The following is a 16,733-nucleotide window of genomic DNA, read 5'->3' as shown; positions in this document are numbered from 1 at the left end:
CACTTTTTAAGTTACTCAGGATACAATAGAAGCTTCTTCTACCCAGAAACCAACACCTTTCTGATAACGTGTTACCCTTCCGAGATAGGTGATCTCCTGACCTTTTATAAGCTGGGATGCAGCTTCATTTTGGTCTGGCTTGAACGTAACACCTGCATCAGAAATCGAATCAGGACAATGTTTGATCTGTGCAGTATATGAATTACCATTGTCAGTAATTGCAGATATAGTACCTGTCCACTGGACAAAGTTGCCTTTATATTCTTCATCGACAAGAGCTGCAATTTCATCCTGCGAAGTTTCAGGATCACAGAAAACCACACCAAAATCATCAAATGATGTGCTCATAACATCCACACCCAGGTCTTCAGCTATCTCTGAAACTTCTTCCGGACTTTCTTCTGAATCAGAACAACCCGACACCACCAATACGGCAATTAAAAGTAAAACCATTCCTATCTTTGCAAATTTCATAAAAATACTCCCTTATGATAATTACAACTAAAATGATTGAAAAGTATATCAAATTTTGTCTTCAAAAAGAGAGTTATATTAATGCATCACATTCGGTTTTGTATATATTCATGACAGTCAAATATATTAGCTGACAGTAACATATAATTTTTGATGATGAAAAAATCACAATTTTCATCAAACGGACTAAAAGAGGAAGCAAAATGACAGCATCAAAAGGAAAAGCTCCAATATTCTGTGAAAAATACTGCCCTGTTTGCAGAGCTGCAAGAGCAGGAAATGGCATAGGAAAAGCACTCCAAAACCTTGAATTAAAGATCGTTGGTAAAAATGGATGTATATGGGGAAAAGCCAGAACCGAATATTATGGAGTTACACCTGACAAGCCAATCCAAAATAAAGCATACCGTTTTTAAAAGATCTCTTCACTCCAGTCAAACGAACCAGGCTTGTATTGGGAATAAACAAGAGTATCATCTCCTGAAAGAACACCGGAGATGATCCGTTCAACATCCTCCGCTACATCATCAGCACCTCTGCCAGTAGTATCCACTTCATAGACTAGCTGACACCATTCAACAGATTCCACAAGGATCACATCCAGACACTCGGCTTCAACATTCTCCTGCACCTTGGGATCAGAATAATTACGAGCTTCCAGACGTTTCTTAAGCTCAGAAGGAGCAGTACGCAACACGATCACGATGTCAGCGATGTAGTGGGACATGTGGCTGTCAAGTATGGTCACAGATTCATCATCACCCACAAGTTCACAGACACGAGAGAGCACCCTGTCCATATCAGCTACAACGGTATCCCGTTCCTCGTCGACCTCACTGTAAAGATGTTCATTCTTGATAAGGTCGTTCATGTGTATAACACGATACCCACGACCCTCAAGTATCCTGCAAACAGAGGTTTTTCCTGTGCCAGGAGTTCCAGTAAGTCCGATGATCATGCATATTCACATGCTGCCAATGGACATTAATCCTTCGTCCCCATGCCTGCAATTTTCAGAAAATTTTCAATGAGCTTCAAACCTTCAGGTGTCAGTACTGACTCCGGATGGAACTGGACACCATAGATCGGATATTCCTTATGCTTTATTCCCATGATAAGACCATTCTCATCCTGTGCGGTTATTTCCAGATCATCTGCCATCCTGTCAACTGAAAGTGAATGATACCTGCCTGCATAGAATGAGGTCGAGATCCCATCGAACATTGATGAGGTATTATGTATTACCATTGAAGCCTTGCCATGAACCGGACCACCCTTTGAATGATTAATGGTTCCACCAAAAGCAGCATTTATAGCCTGATGTCCGAAACAAACTCCAAGTATCGGAATAGAATCACCAAATTCATGGATGATCTCAATGCAACTTCCGACATCACGACTGTTTCCAGGGTTTCCCGGACCTGGGGATATGACTATTGCATCAGGAGATATTTCCCGGACCTCATCTACAGAAATAGTGTTCGGAACGACCAGAGTATCAGATTCGAACATGGAAACATAGTCCACAAGATTCCAGACAAAGGAATCTCTGTTGTTAACGAAAAGTACCTTCATCGTTTCCCTCCCATAGCAGCTATCATAGCAGCCATCTTGCGTTCTGTTTCCTCATATTCATACGTCGGATCGGAATCTGCAACGATACCAGCCCCTGCCTGCACATTCGCAACCCCGTCTTTTATGATCACAGTTCTTATGACAATGGCAGTATCCACATCGCCGTTCCAGGAATAATATCCAACTCCTCCACCATAGATCCCTCTTGCCGATGGCTCGAACTCATCAATTATTTCCATAGCCCTTATTTTTGGAGCACCTGAGAGAGTTCCTGCCGGGAAGATGGCACGTGTGGCATCGAACTGGTCACATTCAGGTCGAAGCTCCCCACAAACAGTACTCTCTATGTGTTGTACGTGAGAATATTTCACAACATTCATGAAATCCCTGACCTTGACCGAACCAGACATTGAAACCATGCGGACATCGTTCCTTCCAAGATCAACAAGCATAACATGCTCAGCACGCTCTTTCTTATCAGACATCATTCTGGCAGCATATTCATCATCCTCGGCTTCATCTTTCCCTCGGGGACATGTGCCTGCAATTGGGTTTGTTATGACCTTGCGCTTATGGACGGTCATAAGAGTCTCCGGGCTTGCACCCACAATGTTCAGATCGCGGAAACTGAACAGATACATATATGGACTGGGGTTGATCTCCCTGAGAGTACGATAAAGTTCCAGAGGAGTTTGTTCAATTTCCATTGAATAACGTCTGGAAAGTACCACCTGAAAGATATCACCATCCAGGATATGCTGCTTGGCTGCTCTGACCGCGTCTTCAAAAGCATCCTTTTCCATATTGCAAACCGCTTCTGATGAGCCAGACAACTGAGGAAGTTCCCCCAGCCTGACATCAGCTGCAACACGGAGACATCTGCACATTTTTTCCGCTTCATTCAACGCATTATCATACAAATTTCCGGGATCACTACCCACACCTGCAAACGGAGTAAGCACCATGTAGGTTTCATCTGTCAGGTGATCAAAAACGAATGTCTTTGTTGTGAGAATGAACTGCATATCAGGTACATCTGACTGGTGTGCCCTTTCAATGTCTAACCAGCAGTCATACACCATATCATAACCATTGTACCCGATGGCACCTCCAAGGAAGGTCTGCCTGTCAAACCTTTTTTCATTCAGAAGAATCGTTCCATCGGCTGTAGGGAACACTGCACGCATTGCATCCACCACATCATACCCATCCTTTATGTCAGCCATCAGAATAGAACCATCATCCACAATGTTCTCACATTCAAAAGCCAGCTTTGAACGGATGTTGTCAATAAGTACAGAGTTCATATTATACTCAAGAGTAAGCCTACGTCCACTGATCTTAACCACAATATCAGGATAAGCACCAACGAACGAAAACCGTGCATGCCTTTTTTCCTTTTCCACAGATTCCAGCATGTAAGAGTAATTTTCATTCTGGAACGTAGTATATAGCTGCAATGGAGTGCAATCCGACCTAACTTTCGCCATAAGCTGCACAAGTGCAGGTTTTTCCGAAGTATTCACGAGTTCTGTGAATTCATCTTTTGTAAGATCGAACGATATCATCTGGCACACCTAACTTCTTTTACAAAACGCCTTATCTTTTCAGCATCCTTCTTCCCATCAGTTTCAACACCTGAAGCTGTATCCACAGCAAAAGGAGAGACCTGCTTTACGCAATCTGCAACATTATCAGCATTCAAACCACCTGCAAGGATCACAGGCACATCCACGAGTTTTACAACCTCCCTGCTTATGGAAAGATCATGGAGTTGCCCTGTACCACCGACCTTACCGGAAACATAAGAATCCAGCAGTATCCCATCGACAATATCTTCAGATGAAAGTGAATTGACCTCATCAACAAGTTCATTAACCAGTACATTGCCCCCGGAAGGAACATGAAATGTACGAATTAACTTAACATCTGTATTATCACGAACAGACCTCATGTTATCAATATCAAGAGTGCTGTGTATCTGTACCACATCAGGCCCTATGCAATTAATCATGTCAATTGCATCACTGGCAGATTCCGGCATGATAACCAATACAGAATCCACAAAAAAAGGCACATGAGAAACAAGTTCTTCTGCCTTCTTGAGATCGATCTTCCTTGGAGTCTCCACAGGAACATCGGTTATGAAACCAACAGCATCTGCACCTGAGCTTACTGCAAGATCTATGTCTTCAACAGACTTCATGCCGCATACCTTGACACGCGTTGAGTGATGCATTTTCCACCTTTTTACCTGATGTGAATTCTATGAATTCCTTAAGTTTGTATAATGCTTTCTTGCTATCAATTGCCTCTTCTGCAATTGGAATAGCTTCCTTTATGGAATTTGCCATGCCTGAAACATAGATCGCTGCTGCTGCATTGACAACAACAATATCCCTTTTAGGACCTTTTTCGCCATTGAAGATATAAAGGATATCACCGGCATTCTCTTCCGGAGTACCACCTACGATATCTGTGGCTTTAGCTCTTGGGATGCCCAGGTCCTCAGGACTTATTGTATATGTGGTCACAGCACCATCTTTGAGTTCAGCAACATATGTTTCAGAAAGAGTGCTGATCTCATCCATCCCATCACCATGGAGTACCAATACATGTTCTTTACCAAGTTTACAGAGAACTTCCGCCATAAGCTTGCAAAGTTTCCTGTCAAAAACACCAATGACCTGTGACTTTGCACCAGTAGGATTTGTCAGTGGACCGAGGATATTGAACATTGTCCTTATCCCAAGCTCTTTTCTGGGACCTACCATCCTTTTCATTGCAGGATGGAACTTCGGGGCCAGCATGAAACCAATGCCAATGTCCTCAATTGACCTTTTCACATATTCCGGCTCAAGGTCGATCTTTATACCGAGCTCTTTGAGCACATCAGCACTTCCTGAAAGAGATGTGAATGAATAATTTCCGTGTTTTGCTACAGTGACCCCTGCAGCGGCTGCAACGATGGCAGCAGTTGTTGAAATATTAATAGTATTATGACGATCACCGCCGGTACCACAGGTATCCACAAGAGTGCCCTGCACTTCAGGAGATATCATGTTGGCCACTTTTAGCATAGCCTTTGCAAACCCTGCGATCTCATCCGGGGTTTCACCCTTCATCTTCATGGCCATTACAAATGCACCGATCTGTGTGTCTGTTGCACTCTCAAATATCTGCTCCATGGCTGCTTCTGCCTCGGCCATTGTCAGATCATAACCATCAACTAATTTTTGGAGATAATATTTCATATTGACACCTTCTTGCATTAATGTATAATTGTGTACAATAATGTATAACAAATGTCTTTGTATATAAACTTTATTCAATTTACATACAGACAAAACTAAATGAAGAAGACAAATCGCGCATCAGGCCCCACACATATAGCACAGCCGCTGCTGAACCTGATAATATGGATACATCAGCAGAAAACAAAAGGAGAAGAATTATAACTTAAACCCTGAATCGAAAGAAAACGAAAAAAGAAAGTAAAAAATACTGATCAGAAACCTTCAGAATCCAATCCAAGCATTTCATAGATACGAGGCATGTCCAGACGCTCGCGCATAACATCAGCAAGTTCGTCATACGGATCCTTCTCAGGAATATCCTCATCTTCAAAGGCCAGACCTTTCTTTTCAGCCAGATATCTTATAAGAGCATGCCTGATATTCTGGTTCTCAAATAATCCATGAAGATATGTGCCGATCACAAGACCACTTTCATCAGCGCAACCATCATCTCCGAAAACAGGTCTATTTGATGTTGACATGCCCATATGGATCTCATATCCCTTTACATCCTCACCATTTATGCTTCCGAGAATAGGACCACACTCGTTAATGGTTTTCGTTACCTGAACGGTACGTTTCTCATATGCATCGAACACGGTCTCAATGTCCAGCAACCCAAGACCCTCATAGCGAGCAGTTTCGCCGCCTTCAATTCCGGAATCGACAATTGAATTTCCAAGCATCTGGTAACCACCACAGATACCAAGTATCGGGATCTTACCATTAAAGGACCTTATTTTTTCGCCCATCCCACTTTCCATGAGATCATGCAGATCACTGGTCGTATTCTTTGTACCAGGAATTATGATAGCATCCGGTGTTCCAAGATCATCGGACAGGTCCACATAACGGACCTTTGCCATACGCTCCAAAGGTTCGAAATCCGTGAAGTTAGAGATTCTGGGAAGGTGAATAACCGCAATATCAATATCATGAACTCCAGCATCATCCGAAGACTTGTCCCCGATCGATACAGAGTCCTCCGATGGAATACGCAGCTTGAAATGTGGAAGAACACCAAGAACAGGAATACCCGTGCGCTCTTCGATTTCAGTAAGACCTGACTCGAGTATAGTAGGATCACCTCTGAACTTGTTTATGATAAAACCACGGACATTCTTACGCACATCCTCAGGCAGGAGTTCAATAGTACCATAAAGACTTGCAAAAACACCGCCTCTTTCGATATCCCCTACGAGAATGATAGGCGCATTGGTCAGCCTTGCAGTTCCGATATTAACAATATCGCGCTCATAGAGGTTGATCTCAGCAGCGCCGCCGGCACCTTCCATAACAATGAGATCATACTCGTCTGCAAGCCGTTGAAGTGCACCCCTTAGAACCTCATGAGTGTCCTCTATAGAATCATAATATGAGCCTGCACTTTTGTCAGCATAAGGTTCTCCCAGGAGTATTACCTGTGAGACACGATCCCCTTTGGGCTTAAGCAGTACAGGATTCATGTCTGCAGTCGGCTCAATACCTGCTGCCATCGCCTGTATTGCCTGAGCGATGCCGATCTCTTTCCCGTCCTGTGTGATCCAGGAGTTAAGACTCATGTTCTGTGCTTTGAAGGGAGCAACCTTATGGTTAGCTGAAAGTATGCGACAAAGACCAGTCACAATTGCACTCTTGCCAACATGAGATGCAGTACCCAGTATTAACAAATGTTTTTTAGTATTCATTCACAACAACCTTTTATGTGACAAGGTTTATTATGCTATATCTAATTAACTCCAATTTACTTTAGTTAGGTGAAAAATGTCAGATCTATTGCACATAAGCGGAGGGCCAACAAAGCCAGAGGTCATTGCGATATCACTATCAAAAATGGACCTGAAAGATGGGATCACATTCTATGATGTAGGATGTGGAACAGGTGCTGTTTCTATTGAAGCATCAAAGATAGCACGTGGCCTTAAGGTAGTTGCCATCGATGCGAGAGAAAAAGCTATCGATGTTGCAAGACAGAACTTCAGGAACTTCGGCGTTGAGGACGTTACACTAATTAGTGGTGAATCTTCCGAATCTATTGATCAGAACGCTGAGATAGGAACCATTGACTGTGCATTTGTAGGCGGGACAAAGAACATATCCAAGGTACTGGATGTGCTCTATAAGAAAAAGGCAAGAAAAATTGTTGTTAACGCGGTAAGGATCGAAACCGTGGTCAGTGTGATGAATAAGATGAAAGAACTGGGAATATTCTCAGAGGTTATCCACGTCACTATTACCAGAGGTTATGAGCTTACAGGCGAAACCATGTTCAAACCAGAGAACCCGGTCTATATTGTAGTAGGTAAACTGCAGAATGAATGAAAACTGAACTGACATTATAAGTGACATTTATATTTAATTATGGAGATAGAAATATGTTGATAGGAGTAGGACTTGGCCCAGGTGACCCGAAACTTCTTACACTTAAAGCTGTGGAAATTCTCAAGAACAGTGATAAAGTGTATGTACCTGGAGATATGGCAGCAAAACTAGTAGAACCATATGTAACACCAGAGATACTGGATTTCCCCATGTTGAGGGATTATGATGTTCTCAACGAGGTATGGAAGAAGAATGCTGACATCATTGCGGAAGAATCAAGGAACGGAACTGTTGCTTTCGGTCTTATCGGAGATCCTAATTTCTTTTCCACTTTCACACACCTGAAGCGTGTTATGAAAAAGCATTACCCTGATGTTGAAACTTCAACGGTACCAGGGATAAGTTCAATAACATCTTTTGCTGCAAGAGCTGATGCAGAAGTTGACAGCTCCTTCGAAGTCAGTGATGGATCTGAAAAGAAGCACAAGATCAGGCTCAAGGCAGTCCATCCAAAAGAGATCATGGATGACTTTAGAAAGGAAGGCTATAACGAATTTGTCTTTGCAGAGAGACTCTTCTCTGACAGGGAAGTTATTATCAAGAATTCAGAAGAGATCCCTGAGAAAGGAAACTACTTCAGCATCGTGTATGCGAAAAAGGACTAAAGAGGTCATCTTAAATGACAGATAATGTAATTACTTTTGTGGGTGCCGGACCGGGAAACCCAAAACTTATCACACTTCTTGGACGCGAGAAACTGGAAGAAGCAGATCTTGTTGTCTACGCAGGTTCACTTGTAAACCCTGAAGTCGTCAACTACTGCAGTGGAGAAAAGGTCGACAGTTATGGCCTGACCCTTGACGAGATCACGAAGAAGATGGCAGATGCCATTAAGGAAGGAAAGAAGGTCGTACGCCTGCACAGTGGGGATCCATCCCTCTACGGTAACGTCGTTGAGCAAATGGAAGAGCTGAAGAAGTACGATATTACAGTAGAACGTGTGCCTGGAGTATCATCAGTATTTGCAACCGCTGCAGCACTTGACACCCAGCTTACACTCAATGGTGTTTCCGACACACTCATCATCACACGTCCTGCAGGAAAGACACTGGAAGAGGATGATCTGAAAGGTCTTTCAAAGCACAATGCCACCATGGCAGTGTTCCTTGGTACCCAGAAAATAGAAGAGATAATGGAAAAGGTCGAGTATTCAGATGATACTCCAGTGGCTGTTGTATTCCACGCATCCTGGCCCGACCAGAAGATCGTTTATGGCACAGTCGCGGACATTGCACAGAAGGTAAAGGATGAAGGCATCATACGTTCCGCAATGATCCTTATCGGCGGTGTAGTAGACCCTGTCGATTACAGGAGGTCACACTTATACGGAGTAGCACAAAAACCGCTGTAATAACATTTGAACGTAATCTCGATGTGGCTAACAAACTCGCAGATCACATCGATGCAGATGTTATTATTTACAAAAAAGGAATATTTGAGGAAATCTTCAAAGACTACCAGGCATTAGTTGCAGTCTTTGCAACAGGGATAGTCGTGCGTGAGATCGCACCTCTGGTAGTCGATAAATGGGACGACCCTGCTGTAGTGGTAGTCGATTCCAACCTGAACTTCGCTATATCACTGCTCGGAGGACATCATGGTGCAAATGAACTTGTGCGCAGGATATCTGAGATGGGCGTAGTTCCTGTTATAACTACAGCTACTGAAGTACACAATCGCAACTCTGTAGAAGGTATTGCAGCAAAGTTGGGATACGACATCGTTAACAAGGAATCCACAAGGGATGTGAACTGTGCTCTGCTTGACCAGGACGTGGAAGTGCTGGAAATAAAGGGACCAAAAATAATCATCGTTGAGAACGATGTATCAGTCCTGAAAAAAGAAAGGGCGGACGAATAATGTACTTTGGAATCGGTGCCCGCAGAGGAGTGTCAGCCCAGGAAGTCCTCAATGCTATTGAAGCTGCATTGGAAGAGGTCGGAAGGGATAAAAAAGACATTCGAATGCTTGCATCATCCACCCTTAAAGAGAATGAAACTGGCCTTATTGAAGCTTCCCGGGAACTTGGATTTGAGATTAAGTTCCTACCGGATGATGTTCTCAACGGATTTGAAGTGCCTTCGGATTCACAGGCCAGCCGTTTCGGCCTTAAAGGTGTTGCCGAACCGGCAGCATTAGCCTTATCTGATAATAAGAAATTGATACTGAAAAAGAAAGTCTATGGAAGGATCACAATTGCAATCGCAGAATGAAAACCAAAATGGGAAATTATTCATCATCGGCATCGGACCCGGCTCTGTTGAGCAGCTTACTGTCCGTGCCAGAGATGTTATACTTAATTCAGATTATATTGTAGGAAACGGCACCTATCTCGATCAGATGGATAGTCTGCTGGACAAGCAGGAGATCGTGCGCAGCGCCATGGGCAAAGAAGTAGACCGTGCCAAAAAGGCAGTGCATCTTGCAAAAGAGAACGTTGTGTCCATGATCAGCGGAGGAGATGCAAATGTTTATGGAATGGCCGGCCTTGTCCTGGAAGTTGCTGAACATGAAGATCTTGATGTCGATATTGAAGTGCTTCCCGGAGTAACTGCCATCACAGCAGGAGCCAGCGTACTTGGAGCACCAATAGTCAATGATTTTGCAGTTATAAGTCTCAGTGACCTGTTAACACCATGGGAAGTTATCGAGAAACGCCTTGATGCTGCAGCAGCGGGCGACTTCGTGATCTCCCTATACAATCCAAAGAGCAGACAGCGCCACTCCAACTTCTCAAGAGCTATTGAGATCATCAGGAGACACAAGGACGCGTCAGTTCCTGTTGGACTTGTCAAGAATGCACTTCGCGGAGACAGTCAGGATTACATAGTGACCACTCTTGGAGAAGTACTTGATCATAATGATTGGGTCGACATGAGCACTATGATATTGATCACTAACAGCGAATCACGTGTTTGGAATAGTAAGACAGGAGAAAGAATCATTACACCCAGGGGGTATCAGAGAAAATATGACTACTGAATCCACCAATCAAAAAGAGAACCTTCCTGAACTGGAAGAACTGGTAGAGATGACAACAGATATCGATCCGGAACTTGTCAAGCTCTGCTCAGACTCAGGCGCCCAGACCGACGAAGCAAAGGCGATATACATGACAAGCCGCAACATTGCACGTAAACTTGTGGGCGATGAAACGAAAGAAGATCGTATCACACAGCGTTGCGTTATCTCCACAGGAGATCCAACCATCGCAGATATTATGCGCTATGTGAACAATCCTGTTGAAGCAGGTGTCAATGCTATCAAGAACGGTGCTCCGATCTTTGTGGACATCAACATGGTCAAAGCAGGAATAACAAAGAAAGGACACAACTGCGAAGTTATCTGTGTACTCGATGAGGACAAAGATGCAGAAGTTGCTCAAAAATACGGCATCACAAGGACAGCTGCTGGTTTCCTTATGGCAAGGGACAGGCTTGAAGGTTCTATTGTAGCTATTGGTAATGCACCATCTGCAGCACTTGCAGTATGCAGAATGATCGAGCACGGCATCAAACCGGCACTTATAGTAGGAACTCCTGTTGGATTCGTCAACTCTGCTGAATCTAAGGAAGAGGTAAGAAATATGGATGTACCATCTATCACCTGCGTCGGAACACGCGGTGGGACACCAATGGCAGTTGCCTGTGTTAATGAACTTGTTGCCATTGCAAAAGAAAAGGACGAGTGTTAATAGATATACACATCGATCTTTTCTTCAATCTTTTTTTATCCTTTACTAACTTAGAAACTGCTTTTATTGAGATCGTATCATTAACAAACATATATGATACATTATAGCCTTACCAGGACATTACTGTAAAGCATCCACAATCCTACAAGGATCAATACCACACCTGCACCTTTTTTTAGATACATATCATATTTCGCTATACTGCTAAGAACTGAAGAAGAAACATTAGCAGAATATGCGATCACAAGTATTGGAATTCCAAGCCCCATGGAATATATGAAAAGCAAAAAAGCACCATAGGTAATGTCACCTTCAATAGCCACCAGTGTAAGAATGGATGCTAATATCGGACCCACACAGGGAATCCATATGATCCCGAGGGACATACCAAAAAGTAAGCCACCAAGCAGACCTTTTTCTTTCACATCCATTCCGGAAAAACCACCAAATATATTGAAGGTCCCGAGATCGAAAAGTAATGTGACTCCAAAAAGTATGATGATAAGACCTGCAAAGAAGCTAAGATACAGAAGATATTGCTGGAAAAGCGAACCAAATGCAGACGTTATAACGCCCATAATTGTGAAGGATATTGTAAGGCCAAGGACTATTGCAAGTGGCCTCAAAGGTCCTTTAGACGTTGAATAAACAAATATTGCAGGCAGTAGTGGAAGGACACAGGGAGAGAATATACTGATCATCCCTGCTACAAAGGCTGCTACCGGTGTCACCACCCCGAATTCCACTATTACCACCTGATGTTAAAATATAGGGCATATTCAAAGGCCGTTAATCCTCAGAAACAGTCCCCCTATATTCAATAGCATGATCAAGAATTGTCTCGAAAATCCCTTTGTCTACATACCCGAGCACTCTGGCTTTATTACGATCCTGTTCTTTGACACCATCATATCTCATGAACATGTAATTTCCGTCTTCAATGTCAACGATCACAGTTGTATCAGGTATAGAATACACATTGAACTTGCTGGCAAGTTCGGGAGAGAGTGTGATGTCAATATACATAGCTGTTGCCCTGCCTTCATAATCCTTTGCAAGTTCATCGATGACCGGGTCCAGTTGCCTGCACGGAGAACACCAGTCTGCACCTGCTTTGAGAAGAACAGGACCTTTTTCAAGTGCATCATCTATTTGCTGTTGCTCAGTAACAAGGATAGCCACCCGTTCCTCCGATCCAGCATTATCCACAGGAGTTACCTCTGTAACACATCCTGCAATTAAGACTGCAACAGTGATCAATCCGAGAAGGTAGATTTTTGATCTCATGTCATCACCACTCTAATTATGATATAATCCTATTTAAGCAAAGATTATTCAGTAAGTGAATGAAAGTGGTATTATTTCAATTTAAAGGTTATGCACGATTTTGACATAGAATAGCAAAACCTGTTTTGGCAATAATAAATTGAAGAGAATATAACAAAACTGATCAAAATTAAACTGAGCTAATTAATAATCAAACATCATTAATAACGGCCCATTTCAACAGGACACCTTCATCCATCTTTTCCAAACTCATGAGCTTCAATGGTAAGATATCATTTTCAACAAACCCCACACCACCTACAAGAGTCGGAGCACTGGTGCCACCTATCAACAGGTTGCCTACAAATGAATACACTTCATCCACAAGACCACTTGAAAGCATAGCCCAATTAAGAGTTGCACCGCCCTCCACCATTAAACGCCGTATACCCATGGAGCTCAGTTCTTTCATCAATGCACATAGATCTACCTGTTCATATCCTGTTTTTATGACCAATGCTTTCTGCTGAAGCATCTCAACCTTATCTGCAGGAGCTGAACCTGAAACTGCAATGATACGCTTACCCTCACCTTTTATGAAAATATCAGCATCCAGAGGAGTTCTGGCTTTACTATCAATTACAATGCGGATTGGATTTTCATCATAACCTTTACTCTTACGAGAAGAACGTCGTGCTTCAGACTTAACTGTAAGACTTGAATCATCTGCAAGAATCGTACCGATACCAACCATGACTGCATCAGAAGTTGCACGAAGATCATCCATTCGGTCAAAGTCCACATCACCAGAGATACGGACCTGCTTTCGTTCCTTTGTGGAGATCTTACCATCAGCAGACATTGCGGAATTGATAAAAGTAAATGGCATATCCATAACAAACAACACCTATGGAAAAATAAAATGAACCGACAGAAAATCAATATAACTGCCGGTTTTTCAGAATCAGTACTTAAGAAGTGCTTTTAACAGGTAGCGATCCCTCAAAAGTCCGATAAATTTCTGGTTTGCATCCACAACAGGCATCTGGTCAATCCTGTGCCTCTTCATTTTAAGTGCGCATTCACTTACACCCATGTTGTTTGATGCTGTGATAGGATCTTTAACCATGATTTCTTCTACAGGAACTTCCGGCACCTTGATCCTTGAGACACTATAATAGATGCTCATTGTATCCCTCATGCTTTCCCAGGTCCACTCGTCGTCATCAGAACCTGCAGACATGTCAGACATTTCAACAGAATCCTCGATAACACTTGAACTTATGATATCTCTGTCTGAGATAATACCTACGAGATCAAGAGATGAATCGATCACAGGAACCGCCTTTACGTGAGCAAGCTCCATGTGTCGGGCAACTACAGGGAGAGGAGTCTGATACCAGACAGGACCAACACCATGGTTAAGGTATTCACTAATTGGATCGGTGACATCCAGATCCACTATGCCGCCTACAACATCGGCAACCGAGATGAGACCCACAAGTTTATCGTCTTCAACTACAGGAAGTCTTCTTATACCATGTTTAAGCAGAAGACGTGCTGCAATTGTGAGATCCTCATCAGGACCTATTGTTACAGGGTCACGTGCCATCAACAGTGCCAGTTGTTCCTCAGTGGGATTCTTCAGTAAGTTGGATCGACTTACAATACCGACCACTTTATTGTCTTTGATAACAGGCAGTCCTGAAACCCGCTTATCTTTCAGAATGGAAAGGACCTCATCCCTTGAACCGGGAAGAGCGACAGATGCGACATCCTTTACCATTACGTCTTTAACGAGTGTGTCCTTAGGCATGTTTTTTAAACCTCAATATTGATTTCATTCGTTTTTGTCACTGCGTACAATAAGTACGGGAACTTCTGAGTTGCGAGTGATCTTTTCAGCCACACTTCCAAGGAGGAACCTGTCAATTCCAGTCTTCCCGAGTGTACCCATTACTATCAGATCAATGTCATTGTTCTTTGCAAATTCAATAATCTCGTGGCTGGGATGACCTTCAAGAACAGTAGATTCAGAATCAAGACCAGCATTTGCTGCGAGTTCTTCAACACCTTTTGCTGCATCTTTACCTTCTGTTTCCAGAAGTTCATACATCATTTCCCATCCTGCATCCATTGGAATCGAAGCAAACGCAGCGGTATCCACTACATAAACAACATACAACTTTGCCCCACTCAATTTTGCAAATTCAATACCATAAGATATTGCCTTTTTGTTCTTTTCAGAACCATCGGTTGCTATCAATATTTTCTTGTATAATTCGCTTGTCATATTACCCTCGCCATCATTCGTTTGCATGGATTATGGATAAAATATCATCTGGTCGGCCCCTTCTGACTATTCCGCTTACCGGGTCTTTCACACCAATCAAGTTATTGGAAGTGCCATTCAGGATCATAAGATTGGCTTTGTTGCCTTCCTTAATGGAACCCGTATTATTAAATCCCAGGATAGATGCCCCATTTAGCGTGCACATCTTAAATACTTGTCTATCCTCAAGACCAAAAACCTTGGATAGTATCTCCATTTCAGAGAACATATTAACTGAATTCAACATCACATTGTCAGTACCAACTGCTACAGTAACTCCCGATTCCAACATTTCGGATATAGGAGCCATCCCTACATCGGTTATGAAGTTGGAACGAGGACATACTACTACCGGGATATTGGCATCTGCAACTGCCATCAGATCTGATGTTTTTGCCTGTGTCATGTGGATCAGGATATCCGGATCAAGAGAAAGGGCTTTATCGATATCGTTGTCTGATTTTTCTCCTGCATGGATTGCAAACATCTTGCTCTTATTTTTTGATGCCTTCCGAGATCTACGCAGAAGTTCCATATCGACATCATTTGTCCCGCTCATTCCAAGCCCATCTGCATGCCGAAGGACCCTGTTGATATCTGATAATACTGAATCCATCGAAGAATCTGTATCTTTCGGCCTACCGAGAATTATGCTGTCAATAATGATACCATCAACCGCCTCCTCTAGTGCGAGGATACCGAGAACCCCGCCCTCCCTGAAATCTGCAAAAGCACAGGTGCCGGTTGCTAACATATCCTCCATACTTGACCTCATGGAATTAACCAGATCGGAATAGGACGTTTTTTCGAGCATCCTGTGTTTTAGGCCATCAGGAGGACGTACCAACGAATCAAGGTCCTTTTTCACCCTGAAGTTCTCACATGTACCAAGTATAGGGTCTTTACAAATGGAATCTCCGATATGCGTGTGTGAATTAACAAAGCATGGAGCAATGATATTCTTGCTTGTTGTGGACTCTTCACCAATTTCAGTTATGAATCCATCCTCCACGCAGATATAACCTTCAATCGATTCCAGTTCATCCCCAAGAATGATCGTACCAGAAAGTATCTGTTCACAGGACATTACAACTCGTAAATATATCCAGTAAAGTAGATATATCCTGCGGAAGCCAAGCCAGACCAACTGCCCTGATCAGCGCTTCTGGAGCGCGCGTCCCTTTCGCTTCGCTCAAGGGGACAGTATATTGGCGCGCAGGTGAGCATTGAGAATAAATAATTAATTAGAACATATACCATCATTTAAATACTGTAAATATGATCTGAGCACAGTTTTCAAAGAATAGTAAGAGCAAACAGACGTTACGAAGATCTCTATAGTAAGTCATATCAATATTGTGATCATGAATAAAAACATATCAGAACAGCAAAGTCAAAGCTAGTGAGTTAAGATCAGTTAAAGAAAAAGGGTAATAGAGTGAGCACAGCAGCGACGCAGATTTCCCGAGGACTCTCGTACCTCAGTACAGTAAGCAACGTGGGCAGGCTTATCTTCTGTGTTCGGAATGGGAACAGGAGTTGCCCTGCCGCTATGGCCGCCGTACTCTAACTCATATTAATGGATGAAAGCCAAGGTCCGGATTCGAACCGGAATGGAATCGCTCTGCAGGCGATTGCGTAGCCGCTCCGCCACCTTGGCACTTTTTAAGCGGACTTTACTAGGCAACACAACCATATAAGCCTTTACATTGCG

Annotated in this window: 21 protein-coding genes, 1 tRNA gene and 1 rRNA gene; 8 read left to right on the top strand and 15 right to left on the bottom strand. The window is 43.0% G+C overall.

Features of this window, described 5'->3' with window-relative positions; all coding sequences use genetic code 11:
- Positions 1-15: 15 nt before the first annotated feature.
- Entirely contained in the window at positions 16-474 is a 459-nt protein-coding gene (locus BMX02_RS09700) for an OB-fold protein (protein ID WP_091690494.1), read from the bottom strand.
- A 203-nt stretch (positions 475-677) separates the two neighbouring features.
- On the opposite strand from BMX02_RS09700, the gene BMX02_RS09695 reads away from it, so the two are divergent.
- Complete coding sequence (locus BMX02_RS09695; protein WP_091690493.1) at positions 678-890, top strand: hypothetical protein; 213 nt, start codon at positions 678-680, stop codon at positions 888-890.
- Here BMX02_RS09695 and BMX02_RS09690 read toward each other — a convergent pair.
- From BMX02_RS09690 to BMX02_RS09665, 6 genes are all read right to left on the bottom strand, one after another.
- Complete coding sequence (locus tag BMX02_RS09690) at positions 887-1,432, bottom strand: adenylate kinase family protein (protein ID WP_091690492.1); 546 nt, start codon at positions 1,430-1,432, stop codon at positions 887-889. The genes BMX02_RS09695 and BMX02_RS09690 overlap by 4 nt on opposite strands.
- Before the next feature lie 26 nt (positions 1,433-1,458).
- A complete protein-coding gene (locus BMX02_RS09685) occupies positions 1,459-2,049 on the bottom strand; it encodes an anthranilate synthase component II (protein ID WP_091690491.1) in 591 nt (196 codons plus the stop codon).
- Complete coding sequence (gene trpE, locus BMX02_RS09680) at positions 2,046-3,617, bottom strand: anthranilate synthase component I (RefSeq protein WP_091690490.1); 1,572 nt, start codon at positions 3,615-3,617, stop codon at positions 2,046-2,048. Before trpE ends, BMX02_RS09685 begins: the two co-directional genes overlap by 4 nt.
- Positions 3,614-4,255, bottom strand: coding sequence for a phosphoribosylanthranilate isomerase (locus tag BMX02_RS09675; protein WP_244625264.1), 642 nt, complete (start codon positions 4,253-4,255; stop codon positions 3,614-3,616). The genes trpE and BMX02_RS09675 overlap by 4 nt, the downstream gene beginning before the upstream one ends.
- A complete protein-coding gene (gene trpD / locus BMX02_RS09670; protein ID WP_091690488.1) occupies positions 4,242-5,303 on the bottom strand; it encodes an anthranilate phosphoribosyltransferase in 1,062 nt (353 codons plus the stop codon). Before trpD ends, BMX02_RS09675 begins: the two co-directional genes overlap by 14 nt.
- A gap of 254 nt (positions 5,304-5,557) precedes the next feature.
- A complete protein-coding gene (locus BMX02_RS09665; RefSeq protein WP_091690487.1) occupies positions 5,558-7,033 on the bottom strand; it encodes a cobyric acid synthase in 1,476 nt (491 codons plus the stop codon).
- A 76-nt stretch (positions 7,034-7,109) separates the two neighbouring features.
- Here BMX02_RS09665 and cbiT point away from each other — a divergent pair, with 76 nt between their 5' ends.
- Genes cbiT through BMX02_RS09630 form a run of 7 tightly spaced genes read left to right on the top strand, consistent with a single transcriptional unit; the run spans position 7,110 to position 11,421 of the window.
- Entirely contained in the window at positions 7,110-7,667 is a 558-nt protein-coding gene (gene cbiT, locus BMX02_RS09660; RefSeq protein WP_091690486.1) for a precorrin-6Y C5,15-methyltransferase (decarboxylating) subunit CbiT, read from the top strand.
- Positions 7,668-7,720: 53 nt separating this feature from the next.
- The gene (locus BMX02_RS09655) at positions 7,721-8,332 is read left to right on the top strand and encodes a cobalt-factor II C(20)-methyltransferase (RefSeq protein ID WP_091690485.1); all 612 of its coding nucleotides are present in this window, start codon (positions 7,721-7,723) and stop codon (positions 8,330-8,332) included.
- A 14-nt stretch (positions 8,333-8,346) separates the two neighbouring features.
- Positions 8,347-9,078, top strand: a complete 732-nt coding sequence (gene cobM, locus BMX02_RS09650; protein ID WP_091690484.1) for a precorrin-4 C(11)-methyltransferase — start codon at positions 8,347-8,349, stop codon at positions 9,076-9,078.
- A gap of 23 nt (positions 9,079-9,101) precedes the next feature.
- Complete coding sequence (locus tag BMX02_RS09645; RefSeq protein WP_244625262.1) at positions 9,102-9,587, top strand: cobalamin biosynthesis protein CbiG; 486 nt, start codon at positions 9,102-9,104, stop codon at positions 9,585-9,587.
- Positions 9,587-9,940 (top strand): cobalamin biosynthesis protein, encoded by a 354-nt coding sequence (locus tag BMX02_RS09640; protein WP_091690482.1) that lies wholly within the window; start codon positions 9,587-9,589, stop codon positions 9,938-9,940. The genes BMX02_RS09645 and BMX02_RS09640 overlap by 1 nt, the downstream gene beginning before the upstream one ends.
- Positions 9,909-10,709 (top strand): precorrin-3B C(17)-methyltransferase, encoded by an 801-nt coding sequence (cobJ, locus tag BMX02_RS09635; RefSeq protein ID WP_091690481.1) that lies wholly within the window; start codon positions 9,909-9,911, stop codon positions 10,707-10,709. The genes BMX02_RS09640 and cobJ overlap by 32 nt, the downstream gene beginning before the upstream one ends.
- On the top strand, positions 10,699-11,421 hold the full coding sequence (locus BMX02_RS09630) for a precorrin-8X methylmutase (RefSeq protein ID WP_091690480.1): 723 nt from the start codon (positions 10,699-10,701) through the stop codon (positions 11,419-11,421). The genes cobJ and BMX02_RS09630 overlap by 11 nt, the downstream gene beginning before the upstream one ends.
- Positions 11,422-11,522: 101 nt before the next feature.
- On the opposite strand, the gene BMX02_RS09625 is transcribed toward BMX02_RS09630, so the two are convergent.
- The 8 genes from BMX02_RS09625 to BMX02_RS09590 all read right to left on the bottom strand — a co-directional run bounded on the left by BMX02_RS09625 (position 11,523) and on the right by BMX02_RS09590 (position 16,679).
- Complete coding sequence (locus BMX02_RS09625) at positions 11,523-12,167, bottom strand: cytochrome c biogenesis CcdA family protein (RefSeq protein ID WP_091690479.1); 645 nt, start codon at positions 12,165-12,167, stop codon at positions 11,523-11,525.
- A 43-nt stretch (positions 12,168-12,210) separates the two neighbouring features.
- Positions 12,211-12,708, bottom strand: a complete 498-nt coding sequence (locus BMX02_RS09620; protein WP_091690478.1) for a thioredoxin family protein — start codon at positions 12,706-12,708, stop codon at positions 12,211-12,213.
- Between the two features lie 190 nt (positions 12,709-12,898).
- A complete protein-coding gene (locus BMX02_RS09615) occupies positions 12,899-13,582 on the bottom strand; it encodes a 2,5-diamino-6-(ribosylamino)-4(3H)-pyrimidinone 5'-phosphate reductase (protein WP_091690477.1) in 684 nt (227 codons plus the stop codon).
- 69 nt (positions 13,583-13,651) lie between these two features.
- A complete protein-coding gene (locus BMX02_RS09610; protein WP_091690476.1) occupies positions 13,652-14,503 on the bottom strand; it encodes a CBS domain-containing protein in 852 nt (283 codons plus the stop codon).
- Positions 14,504-14,527: 24 nt separating this feature from the next.
- Positions 14,528-14,980: a universal stress protein gene (locus BMX02_RS09605; RefSeq protein WP_091690634.1), complete on the bottom strand. Its 453-nt coding sequence runs from the start codon at positions 14,978-14,980 to the stop codon at positions 14,528-14,530.
- Between the two features lie 13 nt (positions 14,981-14,993).
- Positions 14,994-16,106 (bottom strand): amidohydrolase family protein, encoded by a 1,113-nt coding sequence (locus tag BMX02_RS09600; RefSeq protein WP_091690475.1) that lies wholly within the window; start codon positions 16,104-16,106, stop codon positions 14,994-14,996.
- Between the two features lie 355 nt (positions 16,107-16,461).
- A 5S ribosomal RNA gene (gene rrf, locus BMX02_RS09595) occupies positions 16,462-16,583 on the bottom strand.
- Between the two features lie 24 nt (positions 16,584-16,607).
- A tRNA-Cys gene (locus tag BMX02_RS09590) sits at positions 16,608-16,679 on the bottom strand.
- Positions 16,680-16,733 lie beyond the last annotated feature (54 nt).

Origin of the sequence: Methanococcoides vulcani, assembly GCF_900111645.1 — an archaeon.
In the GTDB taxonomy this organism is placed as follows: domain Archaea; phylum Halobacteriota; class Methanosarcinia; order Methanosarcinales; family Methanosarcinaceae; genus Methanococcoides; species Methanococcoides vulcani.
This window is presented reverse-complemented; position numbering and strand designations above follow the sequence as displayed.